At 46.6% G+C, this 17,539-nt stretch carries 16 protein-coding genes; 9 read left to right on the top strand and 7 right to left on the bottom strand.

Annotated features, from left to right (window positions below):
- The first annotated feature begins 427 nt into the window (after window positions 1-427).
- Window positions 428-1,801 (top strand): prephenate-dependent tRNA uridine(34) hydroxylase TrhP, encoded by a 1,374-nt coding sequence (gene trhP, locus RO21_RS05825; protein ID WP_047976859.1) that lies wholly within the window; start codon window positions 428-430, stop codon window positions 1,799-1,801.
- Between the two features lie 117 nt (window positions 1,802-1,918).
- On the opposite strand, the gene trxA is transcribed toward trhP, so the two are convergent.
- Complete coding sequence (gene trxA / locus RO21_RS05820) at window positions 1,919-2,233, bottom strand: thioredoxin (protein ID WP_047976858.1); 315 nt, start codon at window positions 2,231-2,233, stop codon at window positions 1,919-1,921.
- Between the two features lie 113 nt (window positions 2,234-2,346).
- Entirely contained in the window at window positions 2,347-3,648 is a 1,302-nt protein-coding gene (locus RO21_RS05815; RefSeq protein ID WP_047976857.1) for a nucleobase:cation symporter-2 family protein, read from the bottom strand.
- Between the two features lie 262 nt (window positions 3,649-3,910).
- Here RO21_RS05815 and hflK point away from each other — a divergent pair, with 262 nt between their 5' ends.
- The 6 genes from hflK to RO21_RS05785 all read left to right on the top strand — a co-directional run bounded on the left by hflK (window position 3,911) and on the right by RO21_RS05785 (window position 10,439).
- Window positions 3,911-5,131, top strand: coding sequence for an FtsH protease activity modulator HflK (hflK, locus tag RO21_RS05810; protein WP_047976856.1), 1,221 nt, complete (start codon window positions 3,911-3,913; stop codon window positions 5,129-5,131).
- Window positions 5,131-6,018 carry a protease modulator HflC gene (gene hflC / locus RO21_RS05805; protein WP_047976855.1) on the top strand — a complete coding sequence of 296 codons (888 nt, stop codon included), beginning with the start codon at window positions 5,131-5,133 and terminating at the stop codon, window positions 6,016-6,018. The genes hflK and hflC overlap by 1 nt, the downstream gene beginning before the upstream one ends.
- A 140-nt stretch (window positions 6,019-6,158) precedes the next feature.
- Window positions 6,159-7,457, top strand: a complete 1,299-nt coding sequence (locus tag RO21_RS05800; RefSeq protein ID WP_047976854.1) for an adenylosuccinate synthase — start codon at window positions 6,159-6,161, stop codon at window positions 7,455-7,457.
- 150 nt (window positions 7,458-7,607) lie between these two features.
- Entirely contained in the window at window positions 7,608-8,825 is a 1,218-nt protein-coding gene (gene fabB, locus RO21_RS05795; protein WP_047976853.1) for a beta-ketoacyl-ACP synthase I, read from the top strand.
- Between the two features lie 61 nt (window positions 8,826-8,886).
- Window positions 8,887-9,258 (top strand): cytochrome b562, encoded by a 372-nt coding sequence (locus RO21_RS05790; protein ID WP_047976852.1) that lies wholly within the window; start codon window positions 8,887-8,889, stop codon window positions 9,256-9,258.
- A gap of 137 nt (window positions 9,259-9,395) precedes the next feature.
- Window positions 9,396-10,439 (top strand): AI-2E family transporter, encoded by a 1,044-nt coding sequence (locus tag RO21_RS05785; RefSeq protein ID WP_047976851.1) that lies wholly within the window; start codon window positions 9,396-9,398, stop codon window positions 10,437-10,439.
- 28 nt (window positions 10,440-10,467) lie between these two features.
- Here the strand turns inward: RO21_RS05785 and RO21_RS05780 are convergent, their stop codons facing one another.
- Together RO21_RS05780 and RO21_RS05775 are read right to left on the bottom strand one after the other, a co-directional pair.
- The gene (locus RO21_RS05780) at window positions 10,468-10,773 is read right to left on the bottom strand and encodes a hypothetical protein (protein WP_047976850.1); all 306 of its coding nucleotides are present in this window, start codon (window positions 10,771-10,773) and stop codon (window positions 10,468-10,470) included.
- A gap of 315 nt (window positions 10,774-11,088) precedes the next feature.
- Window positions 11,089-11,727: a nitroreductase family protein gene (locus RO21_RS05775; protein WP_047976849.1), complete on the bottom strand. Its 639-nt coding sequence runs from the start codon at window positions 11,725-11,727 to the stop codon at window positions 11,089-11,091.
- A gap of 123 nt (window positions 11,728-11,850) precedes the next feature.
- Between RO21_RS05775 and RO21_RS05770 the strand changes: the two genes are divergently transcribed.
- Window positions 11,851-12,645, top strand: coding sequence for an NAD(P)-binding domain-containing protein (locus RO21_RS05770; protein WP_047976848.1), 795 nt, complete (start codon window positions 11,851-11,853; stop codon window positions 12,643-12,645).
- On the opposite strand, the gene RO21_RS05765 is transcribed toward RO21_RS05770, so the two are convergent.
- The 3 genes from RO21_RS05765 to RO21_RS05755 form a co-directional block, all read right to left on the bottom strand.
- A complete protein-coding gene (locus RO21_RS05765) occupies window positions 12,642-13,451 on the bottom strand; it encodes a peptide ABC transporter ATP-binding protein (RefSeq protein WP_047976847.1) in 810 nt (269 codons plus the stop codon). The two genes, RO21_RS05770 and RO21_RS05765, sit on opposite strands and share 4 nt — an antisense overlap.
- A 58-nt stretch (window positions 13,452-13,509) precedes the next feature.
- Window positions 13,510-14,589: a class II fructose-bisphosphate aldolase gene (fbaA, locus tag RO21_RS05760; protein WP_047976846.1), complete on the bottom strand. Its 1,080-nt coding sequence runs from the start codon at window positions 14,587-14,589 to the stop codon at window positions 13,510-13,512.
- Between the two features lie 73 nt (window positions 14,590-14,662).
- Window positions 14,663-15,838 (bottom strand): phosphoglycerate kinase, encoded by a 1,176-nt coding sequence (locus RO21_RS05755; RefSeq protein ID WP_047976845.1) that lies wholly within the window; start codon window positions 15,836-15,838, stop codon window positions 14,663-14,665.
- A gap of 199 nt (window positions 15,839-16,037) precedes the next feature.
- On the opposite strand from RO21_RS05755, the gene RO21_RS05750 reads away from it, so the two are divergent.
- Window positions 16,038-17,426 (top strand): SLC13 family permease, encoded by a 1,389-nt coding sequence (locus RO21_RS05750; RefSeq protein ID WP_047976844.1) that lies wholly within the window; start codon window positions 16,038-16,040, stop codon window positions 17,424-17,426.
- The last annotated feature ends 113 nt before the right edge of the window (window positions 17,427-17,539 follow it).

The following is a 17,539-nucleotide window of genomic DNA, read 5'->3' as shown; positions in this document are numbered from 1 at the left end:
CACTGCGTGTATCCGGATTTTAACCTATTGAAATAATTTGATTTTTATAAAGGACACACGCAGTGTGTCCCTACATTCTGTTAAAATATCTATTTTTGTGCATTTTCTACATAATACCGAAAAATCGTGAAATAATGCGATTTTATGCGGACGCTAGCGTGGCGTCCCTACAATAATATTGAAATATCTATTTTGTGCGTTGGCGACATAATATTAGGCACTTAAGTTAGTTAAACAGTGCTAAAAGTCTTTTTGATTACCTCGCCTGTAAAGCAAGTGCATAAAAAATAGCGTGATATTTAAACGCTTAACCCTCATCTTATTACCTCAATTTTCGCTTAGAGAAATAGCATTCTTCATATAAAATAACGCCCCTTTACGTTTTCCACTCTGGAAAACCCTGACTTGTTATCAGAAGAGAATTGAAATGTTACAAAAACCCGAACTTTTATCCCCTGCCGGTTCGCTGAAAAATATGCGTTATGCCTTTGCCTATGGGGCAGATGCCGTCTATGCGGGGCAGCCTCGTTACAGCCTGCGTGTGCGTAACAATGAATTTAACCACGCCAATTTGAAGATCGGTATTGATGAGGCCCACGCCCTCGGCAAAAAATTCTATGTGGTGGTGAACATCGCCCCGCATAATTCCAAGCTCAAAACCTTTATTAAGGATTTGCAAGTGGTGGTGGATATGCAGCCCGATGCGTTGATTATGTCCGACCCCGGTCTGATTATGCTGGTGCGTGAACATTTTCCGCAAATGGATATTCACCTGTCGGTACAAGCCAATGCGGTAAACTGGGCAACGGTGAAATTCTGGAAACAGATGGGCTTAACCCGTGTGATTTTATCCCGTGAATTATCCATTGAAGAAATTGCCGAAATCCGTGAGCAAGTGCCGGATATGGAAATCGAAATTTTTGTTCACGGTGCGTTGTGTATGGCGTATTCAGGGCGTTGCCTGCTCTCCGGCTATATCAACAAACGTGATCCGAACCAAGGCACTTGCACCAATGCGTGCCGTTGGGAATACCAAGTGGAAGAAGGTCAGATTGATGATGTCGGGAACATTGTGTCGAAAATTGATCCGGCACAGCAGATTGAGATCAAAAACGTTGCACCGACCTTAGGTGAGGGCGATACCACCAATAAAGTCTTTTTGTTAGCCGAAAGCCAAAAGCCGGACGAGCAAATGACCGCCTTTGAAGACGAGCACGGCACTTACATTATGAACTCGAAAGATTTGCGTGCGGTGCAACACGTGGAAAAACTCGCTCAAATCGGCGTACATTCCCTCAAAATTGAAGGGCGTACCAAATCGTTCTACTATTGTGCCAGAACCGCTCAAGTTTACCGCAAAGCAATTGACGATGCCGCCGCTGGCAAGCCGTTCGACCCTGCGTTGATGGATACCCTTGAGTCGCTGGCACACCGTGGCTATACGGAAGGTTTTTTACGACGCCACACCCACGATGAGTATCAAAACTACGAGTACGGCTACTCCATTTCCGAGCGTCAGCAATTTGTCGGTGAATTTACCGGCAAACGCAACGAACAAGGTATGGCGGAAGTGGCGGTTAAAAATAAATTCCTGCTCGGCGATGAAGTGGAAATGATGACGCCGAAAGGCAATATCGTGTTTAAAATCGAACGAATGCTCAACCGCAAAAACGAAGCGGTAGAAGCCGGCTTAGGGGACGGGCATTTTGTCTTTTTAGACGTGCCGCAGGATATTGATCTCCAGTACGCCTTATTGATGCGTAATCTCGTCAATGCCAATACCCGCAACCCGCACCAGTAACAGAACAAGCGGTCGGATTTAGCGGTTTTTTTGCAAAATGTCCGACTCATCTGACCGCTTGCGCACATTAAAAAAGCGACTTGAGCTACCTCAAGTCGCTTTTATCGTTTATTCAAACTAGGCTAAATTTTCTAAAAATGCCGGTAGGTTTTGTGCACCAACTTGTTGTGCGACCACTTCGCCGTTTTTGATAATCAGCAAGAACGGGATACTACGCACGCCGTATTGTGCCGGCACTTGTTGGTTTTCGTCCACATTCATTTTCACGATCTTCGCTTTATCGCCGACTTGGGCGGCTAAATCGTCTAATACCGGTCCAATCGCACGGCAAGGGCCACACCACGGTGCCCAAAAGTCTAATAATACCGGCACATCTGATTTTAATACGTCTTGTTCAAACGTTGCATCGGTGGTATGAATTACACTGCTCATAGTCATTCCTTATAGTGAGGTCAAAACAAAACGCTCCCACGGGTGAAGCGTTAATAAGATGTTGCACAAGATAGGGACAATTGCCCTAAATTTCAAGTGATATTTTGTCGAAATTACGCCTGCTCATCTTTCTCGTGCGGCAGGATTAAATTGAGCGTCAGCGCCAGCAACGAGCCGACCGTAATCCCCGATCCGAAAATCTCTTTTACAAATGAGGGTAATTTATCCAAGAGTTCGGGACGCGTCGTTACAGCTAAGCCGCAACCGATCGAAATGGCAATAATCAAGCCGTTGCGTTTGCTGCGTTCCACCTTATCCAGCATTTGAATACCTGCCGCAATAATCATTGCAAACATCATCAAACCTGCGCCACCGAGTACCGGCATCGGAATTGACACTATCAACGCACCAAACACCGGAAACACACCGGCAAGTACCAATAACACGCCCATTATCGTTACCACATAGCGACTGGCAACGCCCGTCAGAGAAATCACGCCGATATTTTGCGAGAACGAGGAAAACGGCGTAGTGGACATTACCGCCGCCAACGCCGAGCCTAAACCATCACACAGCACTCCGCCACGCAAATGCTTGCCGGTAATCTCCGTTTGGGTCACATTACCGAGGGCTAAAAAATTGCCGCTAGATTCGACAATGGTAACCAAATAGGCAATGCTCATTCCGATAATGCCGGAAATCGGAAATGCCAAGCCAAAATGCAACGGCTGCGGCACGGCAAACCAATCGGCATTGTTCACATTGGTGAAATCAATCATTCCCAGTGCTAACGCTACCAGATAGCCGACTAAAATCCCGATCACAATCGCCGCTGCCGAAAAAATACCTTTGCCCCATTGCACTAAGGCAACCACCAAAACTAGCACAAACGCCGCCATCGCTAAATTAGCCGGATCAGCATAATGTGGATCGCCCTTTTGCCCGCCGGCAAACCAATCGACCGCCACCGGAATTAAGCTCAAACCGATCATCATCACTACCACACCGGTTACAACCGGTGGAAACAGTTTTCGCACATAAGGCATAAAAAAGCTGCCGACAATCATCACCAGCGAGCCGACAAGGGACGAACCCAAAATGCCCGCCACGCCGTATTCGCTAAAGCCGATCGCCAACGCCGCTGCCACAAAAGTAAAGCTCGTTCCCATCACACTCGGCAAACGCAAGCCGATCGGCCCGATCCCTTGGCATTGAATGATCGTTACAATACCTGAGACCAATAAGGCGGCATTGACTAACACGATCGTATCGGGCGTGGGCAATTTCAGTACATTGCCCAATACTAAGGGGACGGCAATAATCCCGCCCAATGCCGCCAGTAAGTGTTGAGCGGCTAATAATAGCGTTAAACCAAAAGGCGGTTTTGCGTCCACCGGATAACGTAATTTTTGCATAGCGTAAACCTTCAATCAAAAAGGGCAAATTATACGCTGATTTTACCCTTTGGGCGATTATTTACCGCAACACGCGGTCGGTTTTTAGCAAGAAATTGCAAATGCCGTTTCGCTCGTCCCGCCAAGCGAAAAATGCCAAAATTGATCGCAGATTTTGCATATTCAAACTAGCCAAAACCAATCAAAATCGGTACAATCCAACGCTTGCATTTTGTTTAAAAATGTTTAAAAAATGCAAATACTGTTGATTTTGGAGAACATTATGTCGTGGAACGCATCAGGCAATGGCAATTCGCAAGATCCTTGGGGGAAACCGGGACAAAAAAAGCCTGAACAAGAACAGCAAGGCACGGGGCAGCAGCCAGATCAAGCGCCTCAGTCTAAATCGAGTCAGCAACCGCCGGATTTAGAAGACGTTTTTAACAATTTACTGAAAAAAATAGGCGGCGGTAACGGCGGCAATCGAAACGGTTCAAACAGCCAGCCCCCCGTGTCATTCGGTAAATTTTTGCCGATTATTTTCGGTTTGGGCGCAATCGTTTGGGCTGCGTCCGGATTTTATACCATTCAAGAGGCGGAACGGGGCGTGGTTACCCGCTTCGGCAAATTGCACAGCATTCAAATGCCGGGCTTAAACTGGAAGCCGACCTTTATCGACCAAGTGATTCCAACCAATGTGGAACAAGTCTCCGAGTTGAAAACCAGCGGGTCAATGCTCACCCAAGATGAAAATATGGTACAGGTTGAAATGACCGTGCAATACCGCATTGAAGATCCGGCAAAATACCATTTCAGTGTAACCAAGCCGGACGATAGCTTAAAACAAGCCACCGACAGCGCGCTACGCTATGTCATCGGGCATATGACAATGGACGATATTCTCACTACCGGTCGTGCGGTTGTGCGTGAAAAAACGTGGCATACCTTGCGGGAGATTATCAAAAACTACGATATGGGCTTGCTGGTTACAGATGTCAATTTCCAATACGCTCGCCCGCCGGAAGAAGTGAAAGCCGCTTTTGACGATGCGATTAAAGCCCAAGAGGACGAGCAGCGTCTAATCCGAGAAGCCGAAGCCTATGCCCGTGGTCAAGAACCGATTGCACGGGGTCAAGCACAAAGGATTATCGAACAAGCCAATGCTTACAAAGAGCAAGTGGTACTCAATGCGCGCGGTGAAGTAGAACGCTTCAGCCGATTATTGCCGGAATACCGTCAAGCACCGGAAGTTACCCGCGAGCGCCTTTACATTCAAACGATGGAAAAGGTAATGAAAAACACGCCTAAGCTGATGATGGACAGTGCCAATGCGAATAATCTTGCCGTATTGCCGCTTGATAAATTGATGGCAAAACCAAGCGTGAGCGAAACGGTTGCGCCGCCTGCGCCAATCCAACCGCAAATTGCGCCGGTACAAACCGCACCAGCGGCACAGCCCGCACCTCAGCCAAGACAAACTGAGCGTCAAGGGAGATTTAAGTAATGCGTAAATTATTATTACCCGTGTTGGCAATTTTTGCGTTTATCGCCTATCAATCGGTCATCGTGGTACAAGAGGGGCAACGGGGCATTATGCTACGTTTTAGCAAAGTACACCGGGACGGCGAGAATAAAGTGGTGGTCTACGAACCGGGTTTACATTTTAAGCTCCCGCTTATCGATCAGCTCAAAACCCTTGATGCCCGTATTAAAACCTTAGACGGCAAAGAGGATCGTTTTGTTACCGTTGAGAAAAAAGATCTGTTGGTCGATTCCTATGTGAAATGGAAAATCAGCGACTTCGGGAAATTCTACACCTCCGTAGGCGGTGATTTCCGCAAAGCCGAAGATCTATTACGCCGCAAAGTCAATGACCGATTACGTTCGGAAATCGGTTCTCGTACCATTAAAGATATTGTATCCGGCTCACGTGGCGAACTAATGGCAGGTGCGCAAAAAGCGTTAAACACCGGTGAAGACGGTGCGGAACGTCTCGGCATTGAGGTGGTTGATGTGCGAGTGAAGCAAATCAATTTGCCGAATGAAGTATCTTCATCTATCTACCAACGTATGCAGGCAGAGCGTGCTGCGGTTGCACGCGAACACCGTTCGCAAGGGGAAGAAAAAGCGGAGTTTATCCGTGCCGAAACCGATAAAAAAGTGGTGCTGATTATGGCAAACGCCAATAAAACCGCTGAAGAGCTAAAAGGTCAAGGCGATGCGCAAGCGGCGAAAATCTATGCGGACGCTTTCAAACAAGATCCGGATTTCTACCGTTTTGTGCGTAGCTTGAAAGCTTACGAAGAGAGCTTTGCGGAAGGTTCAAACAATATGATGTTGCTCAAACCGGACAGTGAATTTTTCCGCTTTATGAAAGCACCGACAAAATAGTTGTATCCAAAGACCCGAGTATTCGGGTCTTTTTACGTTTAAACCGATTTACAAGCGGTCAGTTTTTGCTAAAAATTTGCAAAAATCAGCCTAAAACCGACCGCTTGCCCAATTTCAATCTAATAAAGAGGCTTTTTATTATGGGTAAAAGTGTTGCAATCCTTGGGGCGCAATGGGGCGACGAAGGAAAAGGCAAAATCGTTGATTTATTAACCGATCGTGTTAAATACGTTGTGCGTTATCAAGGCGGACACAATGCCGGTCATACCCTCATTATCAATGGGGAAAAAACCGTGCTACGCCTGATTCCATCCGGTATTTTACGGGACAATGTTACCTGCTTAATCGGCAACGGTGTGGTACTTTCACCGGCGGCGTTAATGCAAGAAATGGGCGAGTTGGAGTCCCGTGGTATCAATGTGCGTGAACGGTTAAAAATTTCCGAGGCTTGCCCGCTGATTTTACCTTACCACGTGGCAATGGATCACGCCCGTGAAGCCGCACTCGGCAATAACAAAATCGGCACGACCGGTCGGGGGATCGGTCCTGCCTATGAAGATAAAGTCGCCCGCCGTGGCTTGCGTGTCAGCGACCTTTTCAATCGTGAAACCTTTGCGGCAAAATTAAAAACCATCTTGGAATACTACAATTTCCAACTGGTTCATTATTACAAAGTCGAGCCGGTCGATTATCAAAAAACCCTAGACGATGTACTTGCGGTGGCAGACATTCTCACCGGTATGGTGGCGGATATTACCACCCTGTTACATAAAGCCCGTGCCAACGGCGACAATATTCTGTTTGAAGGGGCGCAAGGCACAATGTTAGACATCGACCACGGTACTTATCCGTTTGTAACCAGTTCCAACACCACTGCCGGCGGGGTTGCCACCGGTTCCGGCTTCGGACCTCGCAATTTAGACTATGTGTTAGGTATCATTAAAGCCTATTGTACCCGTGTCGGTTCCGGTCCGTTTACCACCGAATTATTTGACGAAACCGGTGCGGAAATTGCCCGCAAAGGTAACGAATTTGGTGCAGTAACCGGTCGCCCACGCCGTTGTGGTTGGTTTGATGCGGTCGCGGTACGCCGTGCGATTCAAATCAATTCCATTTCTGGTTTTTGTATGACGAAATTAGACGTACTGGACGGCTTTGAAGAACTGAAAATTTGCGTTGCTTATAAAATGCCGAACGGCGAAATCGTAGAATATGCCCCAATGGCAGCCGCCGACTGGGAAGGGGTTGAGCCTATCTACGAAACCTTACCGGGTTGGAGCGAAAACACTTTCCGTGTAACCAAATGGGAAGATCTACCACAAAATGCGATCAACTACATTAAACGCATTGAAGAAGTGCTAGGTGTGCCGGTTGATATTCTTTCCACCGGCCCTGACCGAGTTGAAACAATGATTCTGCGTGATCCGTTTGCGCAATAAGTATTGACCCGAAAGGCTGTTGTGTAACAGCCTTTCTTTTTGCCAAAAACAACTCGGATCTGACCGCTTGCGTTGATTTTTTGGTTTAGCCGATCCGCTAAATTGTGTAGAATAGCCCAGATTTAATCTTATTTCAAAAGAGGATAAAGAATGAAAAGAGTGGTAATTACCGGTTTAGGGATTATTTCAAGTATCGGAAATAACAAAGCAGAAGTCTTAGCCTCATTGCGTGAAGGCAAATCCGGTATTGAATTTGTGCCGGCATTTGCCGAAGTGGGTATGCGTAGCCAAATTGCAGGTACAATCAAGCTCAATCCTGCCGAGCTTATCGACCGTAAAGTCTATCGTTTTATGGGCGATGCCGCTGCCTACGCTTACCTTTCAATGAAAGAAGCGATTGAAGATGCCGGTTTAACCGAGGATCAAGTATCAAACGACCGCACCGGCTTAGTTATCGGCGCAGGCACGGGGTCAGCACACAGCCAATTAGTTGCCTGCGATGCGGTACGCGGTCCTCGTGGGGTGAAAGCTGTCGGGCCTTATGCCGTTACCAAAACAATGGCGTCCAGCGTGTCTGCTTGCCTTGCCACTCCGTATAAAATCCGTGGCGTCAATTACTCTATCAGCTCTGCCTGTGCAACCTCCGCACACTGTATCGGGCACGCAATGGAGCTGATCCAACTCGGCAAACAGGATATTGTCTTTGCCGGCGGTGCGGAAGAATTGTCTTGGGAATGTGCCACCGAATTTGATGCGATGGGTGCGGTGTCGACCAAATATAACGACACTCCTACCAAAGCCTCCCGCGCTTACGATGCCAACCGTGATGGCTTCGTTATTGCCGGCGGCGGTGCGGTATTAGTTATTGAAGAATTGGAACACGCCCTAGCCCGTGGTGCAAAAATCTATGCGGAAATTGTCGGCTACGGCGCAACCTCGGACGGCTACGATATGGTCGCACCGAGCGGCGAAGGTGCGGTGCGTTGTATGAAACAAGCCCTTGCCACCGTAAACGGCGAAGTGGAATATATCAATGTACACGGTACATCAACGCCGGTGGGTGATGTAAAAGAATTAGGCGCAATCCGTGAAGTATTTGCGGATAAATCGCCGGCAATTTCTTCCACCAAATCAATGACCGGACACTCCCTCGGGGCAGCCGGTGCGCACGAGGCAATCTACTCACTGTTGATGTTGGATAACGGCTTTATTGCGCCAAGTATCAATATTGAGACCTTAGACGAGCAAGCCGAAGGGTTAAATATCATCACCGAACGTCAAGATAAAACCTTAACGACCGTGATGTCCAATAGCTTCGGCTTCGGCGGTACGAACGCCTGCTTAGTGTTCCAAAAATATCAAGGCTAATTTCAATTTTAATATTTAGGGGCAAGTTGCCCCGCTTTTCATTTTTATTTGGAGTGATGTGATGAAGTGCGTAAAATGGGCAATAGCCCTATTCAGTCTTGCATTTGCCACCGTATCAGTGGCAAACGTGTCGATCGAAATGTTTCAAATGAACCGCCAAGTCGGGCAGTTGCTTAATGCTGACTCCGCCGAAGCATTTCAACAAAGTACCGACAAATTTATCGAAGCGGCAAATCAAGCAAAAGGCAAAATGCCTCGCAGTCTTAACGGTGATCAAAACAAGTTTTCCGGCTACCAACAAGGAATGCAGGAAGTCATTGATGTGGTAAGCCAAGCGAAACTGCTCGCCGAACAAGGTAAATTAACCGAAGCGAAAGCGACTGTCGCACAACTTAATGCGCTGAAAAAACTTTACCATTCGGAATATAAATAATCGCCACGAGCGGTCGGATACGCTGAACAATCTGCCAAATATCACGATAATGTGGCACACACGCTGTTCACATTTTGCAACGGTAACATAATTTCGTAAAATATTCGGCTAAACCGACCGCTTTCACTCTAACGCCTATGGAAAAATCACTCACCCGTCTCTTCGTTGCCGCCGCCTCGCTCGTCATTATTTTGGCGGGGATTAAACTATCGGCAGAAATCGTTGTGCCGTTTTTATTGTCGCTCTTTATTGCGATTATTTGCTCACCGCTGATTAAGCTGATGACCGATCGCAAAGTGCCGCTTGGGGTCGCTATTACACTCCTTTTTGTGCTGTTTGTGTCGATCTTTTTCTTTCTTGCCGGTTTAATCAACAGTACGATTCGTGAGTTTACCGCCTCCATTCCTCAATACAAAATCCTGCTATCTGAACGTCTGACGACCTTGCTCCAACTGGCAGAACAGTGGCATATACCGATTAGCGTTTCCAAAGAAAACCTACTCGACCAGCTCGACCCAAGCGTGATGATGAATTTTATCAGCCGTCTATTATTGAGCTTTTCAGGGGTCGTAACCAACACCTTTGTCCTGCTACTCGTGGTGGTCTTTATGCTGCTGGAAGTGCCAACCGCCAAGCATAAACTCGCCGTGGCATTAAGCGGTGATCCCCGGCATCTCGCCGATAAAGAAAATCATATTGATCGGGTACTGCAAGGAGTCATCAGCTATTTGGGAGTGAAAACCTTCGTCAGCCTACTCACCGGCTTCTGCGTTTGGCTACTGCTGGAACTGTGCGGGGTGCAATATGCGGTGCTATGGGCAACACTCAGCTTTTTGCTCAACTATATCCCCAATATCGGTTCGATTATTGCCAGTGTGCCGATTATTCTGCAAGCCTTGCTGCTCAATGGCTTTTCAACGGGATTAGGGGTGGCTGTCGGGGTTATTGGTATCAATATGGTGATCGGCAATGTGCTTGAACCGAGAATGATGGGCAGAACCCTAGGGCTTTCCACATTAGTGGTGTTTTTATCGCTTCTCTTTTGGGGCTGGTTGCTCGGTACGGTGGGAATGCTGTTATCCGTACCGCTGACAATGGCACTCAAAATCGCTTTAGAATCTAGCCCGACCACGATTCGCTATGCCGGATTACTCGGCGAGGTGGCGGAAAAAGAGAGCTAACCGCCAAGATAAAAACAGTGAGCGTGATTTAATCGTAGCCTAGGCGTATTCCAACGCAGGAATAATGCCCGTAGCCGTTTCTTCCCCAGCCGTAATAGACACTCGGCGAAGCATAGGGATAGGGACGCACCACCACTTTAACTACCTTCGGGCGTTTATCACTCTGATTAAGCTCCCACACCTTATCTGCCGTTGCTTTGCCTGCTTCGGCATTGTGTATCCGCTGCTGATAGTCTGCTACGGCTTTCGTATCCAGCGGCACACTGCTCTGCTGCATCGGGGTGGAACAAGCCGCCAAGAGTGCAGTAGTCCCCAATAATAACCATTTCTTCATTATGAATTTCCCTCTACCTATTTTCACTCATTCTACTTATTCAGCGTACAACAATCAATCCGCTTCTCGTTTGACAAGCGGTCGCATATCAGCATCATTTTGTTAATTTTCAATATTATGTAGCAGTTACACAACGTTGTTTTTGTTTATTTGTAGGGACACACTGCGTGTGTCCGGATTTTAACCGATTGAAATACTTTGATTTTTATAAAGGACACACGCAGTGTGCCCCTACATTCTGTTAAAATGTCTATTTTTGTGCATTTGCTACATAATACCGTTAATTTTAGAGAATAACCCACCGCTTGCCGAAGATTATTTGCAAAAATCCTTGCCATTATTCCACGAAACAGTGTATTCAAGGGGCAGCCTTGCACTAGGAATTGCCGGTACAGCCGCTTTACCGATTGCCAGTAACATTACCGGCAAGTAACGTGTTTGATCCACCTCCAGCATTGATAATACCGCATCACGATCAAAAATCCCGATCGCGTGGCTGTCATACCCCTTCGCTTTAACTACCAACATTAGTTGCATTGCCGCTAAGCCAGTATCAATAAGCACCTGTTCTCGGATCTCTGTATCACTCAAATGTTGGTGCATTTTGGTGAGAAAATCTAACGACCGCTGTTTGAATTCCGCGTCCAAACAGCCCTGTTCCACCGAACATTCCACAATAGTCGGCAGTAGTTGATCATAATGGCGATCCGCTAAAATCAAAATCACCGCCGCAGCACTCTCACAAGGAGGCGCGTTAAACGCCACTTTATCACTGAGCTGCGCTTTCTTTGCCGGATCATCAATCACAACAAACCGCCAAGGCTGCAAATTAGCTTTAGAGGGAGCGAGCTGGGCAAGGGCAAGCATTTCGGCTAATTCTGCCCGCTCAATTTTGACCTTTTCATCAAATAATTTTATCGTTTTACGTTGCATTATCGCATCAATAAGTTCCATTCTTTTGCCTCTTTTAGTACATTTCTAAACAATCTATTCTAAACAGATTGCCGATTTTTTCAGGCTTTTTTCGATTGAAATTGAAATAAATCAAACTTCATTTTTTTATATTGTGAGGATAAAATGCAAAGCGTTACGATTATCGGGCTTGGTTGGTTAGGCTTGCCGTTAGCCGAGTTTTTAGCCGGGCGAGGCTGGCAGGTTAGCGGGTCAAAGCGAACAGCGGATCAGCAAAATGCATTGGCTAAGCGGGGGATTACCCTTTATCCCTTTGAGCTGGGCAGCCGTTCAATACCGAATGGGTTATGCAATAGTCAGGCAATGGTGATTGCCGTTCCACCCAATCGTGCTGATTTAATCGGCTACCAACAGGGGATCAAGCGGTTAGTTAAACAGGCGATATTACAAAAAGTGAGGCAGATTATTTTCATCAGCTCGACTTCTATACTGCCGCAGCGTGCCGGTCGATTTGATGAGAACAGTAAGCCGGAAGCGGACAATGCCACAAGCAACATACTGATTGAGCTGGAACATTGGCTGGGCGGTTTAGCCATTGAGACGGATATTTTACGCTTGGCGGGTTTGGTCGGCAAACAGCGTCATCCCGCCTATGCTTTAGCCGGCAAATCGCAACTTGCCAATGCCAATCAGCCGGTCAATTTGGTGCATTTACAAGATTGTATTCAGGCAATTTATACACTACTTTGCCACCCCAACGGGCAACGGCTCTACCATTTATGTGCGCCGCTCCACCCGACCCGCAGCGACTATTATCGCCGTATCGCCCGCCGACTCGGATTAGCCGATTTGCATTTTTTAGCGGATAACGCCCCGCTTGATCGGGTCATTCTCGCCACCAAAATTGAGCGGGAACTCGGCTTCCGCTACCAATTTCCCGATCCCGATTCAATGATTTAACTTTGAGAAACCGCCGCCCACGCTTCTTCAGTGAGCGGTTTTCCGAAGTGGTTTTCGATCAGCCGTTGAGTTATCGGGTGCTGCGGGTTGAGTAAAATCTGTTTGGTATCGCCATACTCGACCACTTCACCGTTCTCCATTACCATCAATTTATCGGCGAGGTGTTTAATAATTCCCAAATTCTGCCCGATATAAATGTACGCCAGCCCCAGCCGTTCCTGCAAATTCAGCATTAGGTTAATCAGTTGGCTGCGTACGGAAAAATCCACCGCACTGAGCGTGTCGTCCACAATAATAATTTCAGGGTTGAGAATTAACGCCCGTGCCAGTGCAATCCGCTGTTTTTGGCTGCTGGAGGTGTGTTTAATCGGTACAAGGGTATGTTCAGGGTACATTCCGACTAATTTCAAAGCTCTGAAAATCCGCATATTGCGTTGCTCTTCCGAGAGTGAGGTCGCCAATTTAAGCGGTGAATCCAAGATTTGCCCGATATTGTAATTCGGATCAAACGCATCGTTCGGATCTTGAAAAATCATTCGGATCTTCTTTGCCCGAAAGGCATAATCTCCAAAGGTCAGCGGCTGACCGTGAAACAGCATTGTGCCGGACGTCGGCTCGGTAATGCCGACTAACATTTTCGCTAAGGTCGATTTACCCGCCCCGTTCGCCCCGATAATCGCTAAGGTTTCTTGCTGATTGAGGGTAAAAGAGACATCTTTCACCGCATAAAAGGTTTGGCGGCGAAATAATCCGACTCTATCTTGAAAACGTTTGGTCAGATGTTGAATATCAAGCAGTGTTGTCATTTTCAAATGGAAAAAGACCGCTTGTACAAGCGGTCTGATCAAGTTAAAAGTTTACAAATTACAGTACGTTTACACAGTTTAAGTCTTCGAAAGATTGCTCTAAGCGTTTAGACATCGACTCTTCCATTTTGCGTAACCATACACGCGGATCGTAGTATTTTTTGTTCGGTGCGTCAGGGCCGGTCGGGTTGCCTAATTGACCTTGCAAATACTCGTGATTTGCTTTGTAGAACTGTAAAATACCGTCCCAAGATGCCCATTGCGTATCGGTATCAATGTTCATTTTGATTGCACCGTAGCTGATCGCTTCACGGATCTCTTCACGACTTGAGCCTGAACCGCCGTGGAACACGAAATCTAATGAATTGTGCGGGAGGTTGCGTTCGGCAGACACAAATTTTTGTGAGTCGCCTAAGATAGACGGTTTTAATTTCACATTACCCGGTTTGTACACGCCGTGTACGTTCCCGAATGCCGCCGCAATGGTGAAACGTGGGCTAACCGGATTGAGCTGGTCGTAAACGTATAACACTTCGGACGGTTGAGTGTATAAACGGGATTCATCGACATCGGAATTATCCACACCGTCTTCTTCACCGCCGGTGATCCCGATTTCGATCTCAAGGGTCATTCCCATTTTGTTCATACGCTCAAGGTATTTTTTGCAGATTTCCATATTTTCTTCGATTGGCTCTTCAGAAAGGTCAATCATATGGGAAGAGAATAGCGGTTTACCGGTTTCCGCAAAGAATTTTTCGCCCGCATCTAATAAGCCGTCAATCCAAGGCAATAAGTTTTTCGCTGCGTGGTCGGTGTGAAGAATGACTGGCACGCCGTACTCTTTCGCCAATTCGTGAACGTGTTTTGCACCAGCAACAGCGCCTAATACGTCATTACGCGCACCGCTTGCCGATTTTAAACCTTTACCGGCATAGAATTGTGCGCCGCCGTTTGAGAATTGCACGATAACCGGTGCTTTAACACGGGCTGCCGTTTCCAATACCGCATTCACAGAGTCTGTACCGACACAGTTTACCGCAGGGATTGCGAAGTTATTTGCTTTTGCAAACGCAAATACTTTTTGAACGTCATCACCCGTTACTACACCCGGTTTTACGATGTCTAATAATTTTGCCATTTTGAGTTCCTTATGATTTAAGATAATCCACTATTCTTGGGACGCAAAAATGCGTCTCTACATCAGAATAACCTTAGCCGTTTGCACGTTTTTCTAAAATTTCAACCGCCGGTAAGACTTTGCCTTCCACAAATTCTAAGAACGCACCGCCACCGGTTGAAATGTAGGAAATTTTATCGGCAATGCCAAATAAATCAATCGCCGCAAGTGTATCGCCACCGCCTGCAATTGAGAATGCACCGTTAGTGGTTGCTTCAGCAATCGCATTTGAGATAACTTCCGTCCCTTTGCGGAAGTTTGGAAATTCAAACACGCCAACCGGCCCGTTCCACAAAATTGTTTTTGCATTGCGGATAATATTCGCCAATTCTTCCGCCGATTTATCGCCGATATCGAAAATAGACTCGTCCGCTGCCACTTCATTCACTGCTTTATGGGTTGCAGGGGCAGTATCGGAAAACTCCGTGCCGACACGTACGTCCACCGGTACCGGAATGTTAGTCTCTTGGGATAAACGCTGCGCTTCAGGGATTAAATCCGCTTCATAAAGGGATTTACCCACGTTATGCCCTTGTGCTGCAATAAAGGTATTCGCAATGCCACCACCCACGATGAGCTGATCGGCAATTTTAGACAACGAGTCTAACACGGTTAATTTTGTGGAGACTTTAGAACCGCCGACAATCGCTAACATTGGGCGTTGCGGTTCTTTTAACGCTTTGCCTAACGCATCTAATTCAGCGGCTAATAATGGGCCGGCACAGGCTACAGGCGCATATTCCGCCACGCCGTAAGTCGAACCTTCCGCACGGTGTGCCGTGCCGAAAGCGTCCATCACAAATACATCGCAAAGTGCCGCATATTTTTTGGCTAATTCAGGATCGTTTTTCTTCTCACCTTTGTTGATACGCACATTTTCAAGCACGACGATTTCGTTTTCTTTTACGTCCACGCCGTCTAAATAATCACGCACTAAACGTACCGGCACGCCTAAATCCGCTTTATTCAGATAATCGACCACAGGTTGTAACGAGTTGGATTCTTCAAATACCCCTTCAGTCGGACGACCTAAGTGAGATGTTACCATCACTTTTGCCCCTTTTTGTAGGGCAAGTTTTAAGGTCGGAATGGTTGCACGAATACGGGCATCTGATGTAACTACACCGTCTTTTACCGGCACATTAAGGTCGGCACGAATAAAAAGACGCTTACCTGCAAGATCAAGGTCTGCCATTTTTTTTACGGACATAGTGAGTTCCTCTTTTGATTTTCAAAAATAAAAAACCGTTGGATTATATCAGTTTCACCGCAAATTAGGCGAATGTAGATCAAATTATTCTTGAATTTTGTCGGATTTTCTTCATTAAAAAAATTAATTTGTTACTCGACAAAAATGCAAAAACTGACTACATTTTAGCAAAAATTAACAACAAAAATAGGATAGGCTTATGTCAAGCACAACAAAAAATCCACTGAGAGGCGGGATTATTCTTGCTCTCGATCTCATTTTATTCTTCTGCCTTCTCAACTGGCTGCCCTTTTCAGAGCAAGAAAATCGTGGGCTGGCTTTGCTGATTTTTGTCGGCGTTTTGTGGCTGACCGAAGCCTTTAATATCACCGTAACCTCGTTAATGATTCCCGTCTTTGCCATCGCCCTCAACGTACTGCCCACCAAAGCGGCGTTTGCTCCCTTCTCCGAACCGATTATTTTTATGTTCTTCGGCGGTTTTGTCATTGCTGCGGTACTCAATATTCAGAAAATTGATTTATGGATTGCCAGCCATATTATCCGGCTTGCCAAAGGCAATTTAAAACTGACGGTTATCTACCTATTTGGTGTAACGGCGCTGCTTTCTCTGTTTATCAATAATACGGCAGTGGCAGCAATGATGCTGCCGCTTACTCTCGGCATTTTGCATCAGGTTGATCTCAAAACGAACCGTGCGCTTTATGTATTTGTGTTACTCGGCATTGCATTTAGCTCCAGCATTGGCGGTATCGGGACGTTAGTCGGCAGTGCGCCGAATGCAATTCTCGCCTCTCAACTGAAAATCAGCTTTTCCGAGTGGCTGCCTTACGGAATGCCTGTTGCCGTTTTGCTGATGATTGCGATGGTCATCACACTCCTAGTGGTATTACGCCCGAATTTTAACGTCAAATTTGAAGCAAATGTTGAAACCATTCCCCTCACACCGCAACGTATTACAACCCTTGTGATCTTCTCTGTTACCGCTATTTTGTTAGTCTTGAGTAGCAAAATTGAACCACTATTACGGGAATTACTGGCATTAAATTATCAAATTAAAAACTTTGATGCGGTGATCGCAATGGTTGCCGTCTTGGCGTTTTGTGTCTGTAACACGGCAAACTGGCAACAAATTCAATCCCGTACTGAATGGGGCGTCTTGATGTTATTCGGCGGCGGTTTAGTGCTAAGTATTGTGTTACGGGAAACTGGTGCAAGTAAAATTCTTGCCGATACAATCGTTCACTTTATCGGCGCACAGCATTGGCTGGTGATGACGATTGTAATGACCGCCTTTATCGTCTTTTTAACCGAATTTACCTCCAATACCGCCAGTGCCGCTTTGCTAATGCCGATTTACATCTCGGTCGCAAACGGTTTGGGTTTACCACCGGTATCCCTTGCCGCCATTATCGCCTGCGGAGCGTCTTGTGCCTTTATGTTGCCGATTGCCACCCCGCCAAATGCGATTGTGTTCTCAACGGGCTATATCAAACAGAGCGAAATGGTTAAAGTGGGGATTATCCTTAACCTCGCCTGCGTTGCCGTTATCGGTTCGCTCTCTTATTTCTTCTGGATGACTTGGTGGTAAGAGAATTTACAAAAAGCACGGTATTATGTAGCAAATGCACAAAAATAGACATTTTAACAGAATGTAGGGACACACTGCGTGTGTCCGGATTTTAACCTATTGAAATAATTTGT

This window comes from Muribacter muris, from assembly GCF_001038205.1.
In the GTDB taxonomy this organism is placed as follows: Bacteria; Pseudomonadota; Gammaproteobacteria; order Enterobacterales; family Pasteurellaceae; genus Muribacter; species Muribacter muris.
This window is presented reverse-complemented; position numbering and strand designations above follow the sequence as displayed.

Coding starts and splice junctions, on each gene's coding strand:
- trhP (WP_047976859.1), top strand. CDS start 428: ATGTTACAAAAACCCGAACTTTTATCCCCTGCCGGTTCGCTGAAAAAT.
- trxA (WP_047976858.1), bottom strand. CDS start 2,233: ATGAGCAGTGTAATTCATACCACCGATGCAACGTTTGAACAAGACGTA.
- RO21_RS05815 (WP_047976857.1), bottom strand. CDS start 3,648: ATGCAAAAATTACGTTATCCGGTGGACGCAAAACCGCCTTTTGGTTTA.
- hflK (WP_047976856.1), top strand. CDS start 3,911: ATGTCGTGGAACGCATCAGGCAATGGCAATTCGCAAGATCCTTGGGGG.
- hflC (WP_047976855.1), top strand. CDS start 5,131: ATGCGTAAATTATTATTACCCGTGTTGGCAATTTTTGCGTTTATCGCC.
- RO21_RS05800 (WP_047976854.1), top strand. CDS start 6,159: ATGGGTAAAAGTGTTGCAATCCTTGGGGCGCAATGGGGCGACGAAGGA.
- fabB (WP_047976853.1), top strand. CDS start 7,608: ATGAAAAGAGTGGTAATTACCGGTTTAGGGATTATTTCAAGTATCGGA.
- RO21_RS05790 (WP_047976852.1), top strand. CDS start 8,887: ATGAAGTGCGTAAAATGGGCAATAGCCCTATTCAGTCTTGCATTTGCC.
- RO21_RS05785 (WP_047976851.1), top strand. CDS start 9,396: ATGGAAAAATCACTCACCCGTCTCTTCGTTGCCGCCGCCTCGCTCGTC.
- RO21_RS05780 (WP_047976850.1), bottom strand. CDS start 10,773: ATGAAGAAATGGTTATTATTGGGGACTACTGCACTCTTGGCGGCTTGT.
- RO21_RS05775 (WP_047976849.1), bottom strand. CDS start 11,727: ATGGAACTTATTGATGCGATAATGCAACGTAAAACGATAAAATTATTT.
- RO21_RS05770 (WP_047976848.1), top strand. CDS start 11,851: ATGCAAAGCGTTACGATTATCGGGCTTGGTTGGTTAGGCTTGCCGTTA.
- RO21_RS05765 (WP_047976847.1), bottom strand. CDS start 13,451: ATGACAACACTGCTTGATATTCAACATCTGACCAAACGTTTTCAAGAT.
- fbaA (WP_047976846.1), bottom strand. CDS start 14,589: ATGGCAAAATTATTAGACATCGTAAAACCGGGTGTAGTAACGGGTGAT.
- RO21_RS05755 (WP_047976845.1), bottom strand. CDS start 15,838: ATGTCCGTAAAAAAAATGGCAGACCTTGATCTTGCAGGTAAGCGTCTT.
- RO21_RS05750 (WP_047976844.1), top strand. CDS start 16,038: ATGTCAAGCACAACAAAAAATCCACTGAGAGGCGGGATTATTCTTGCT.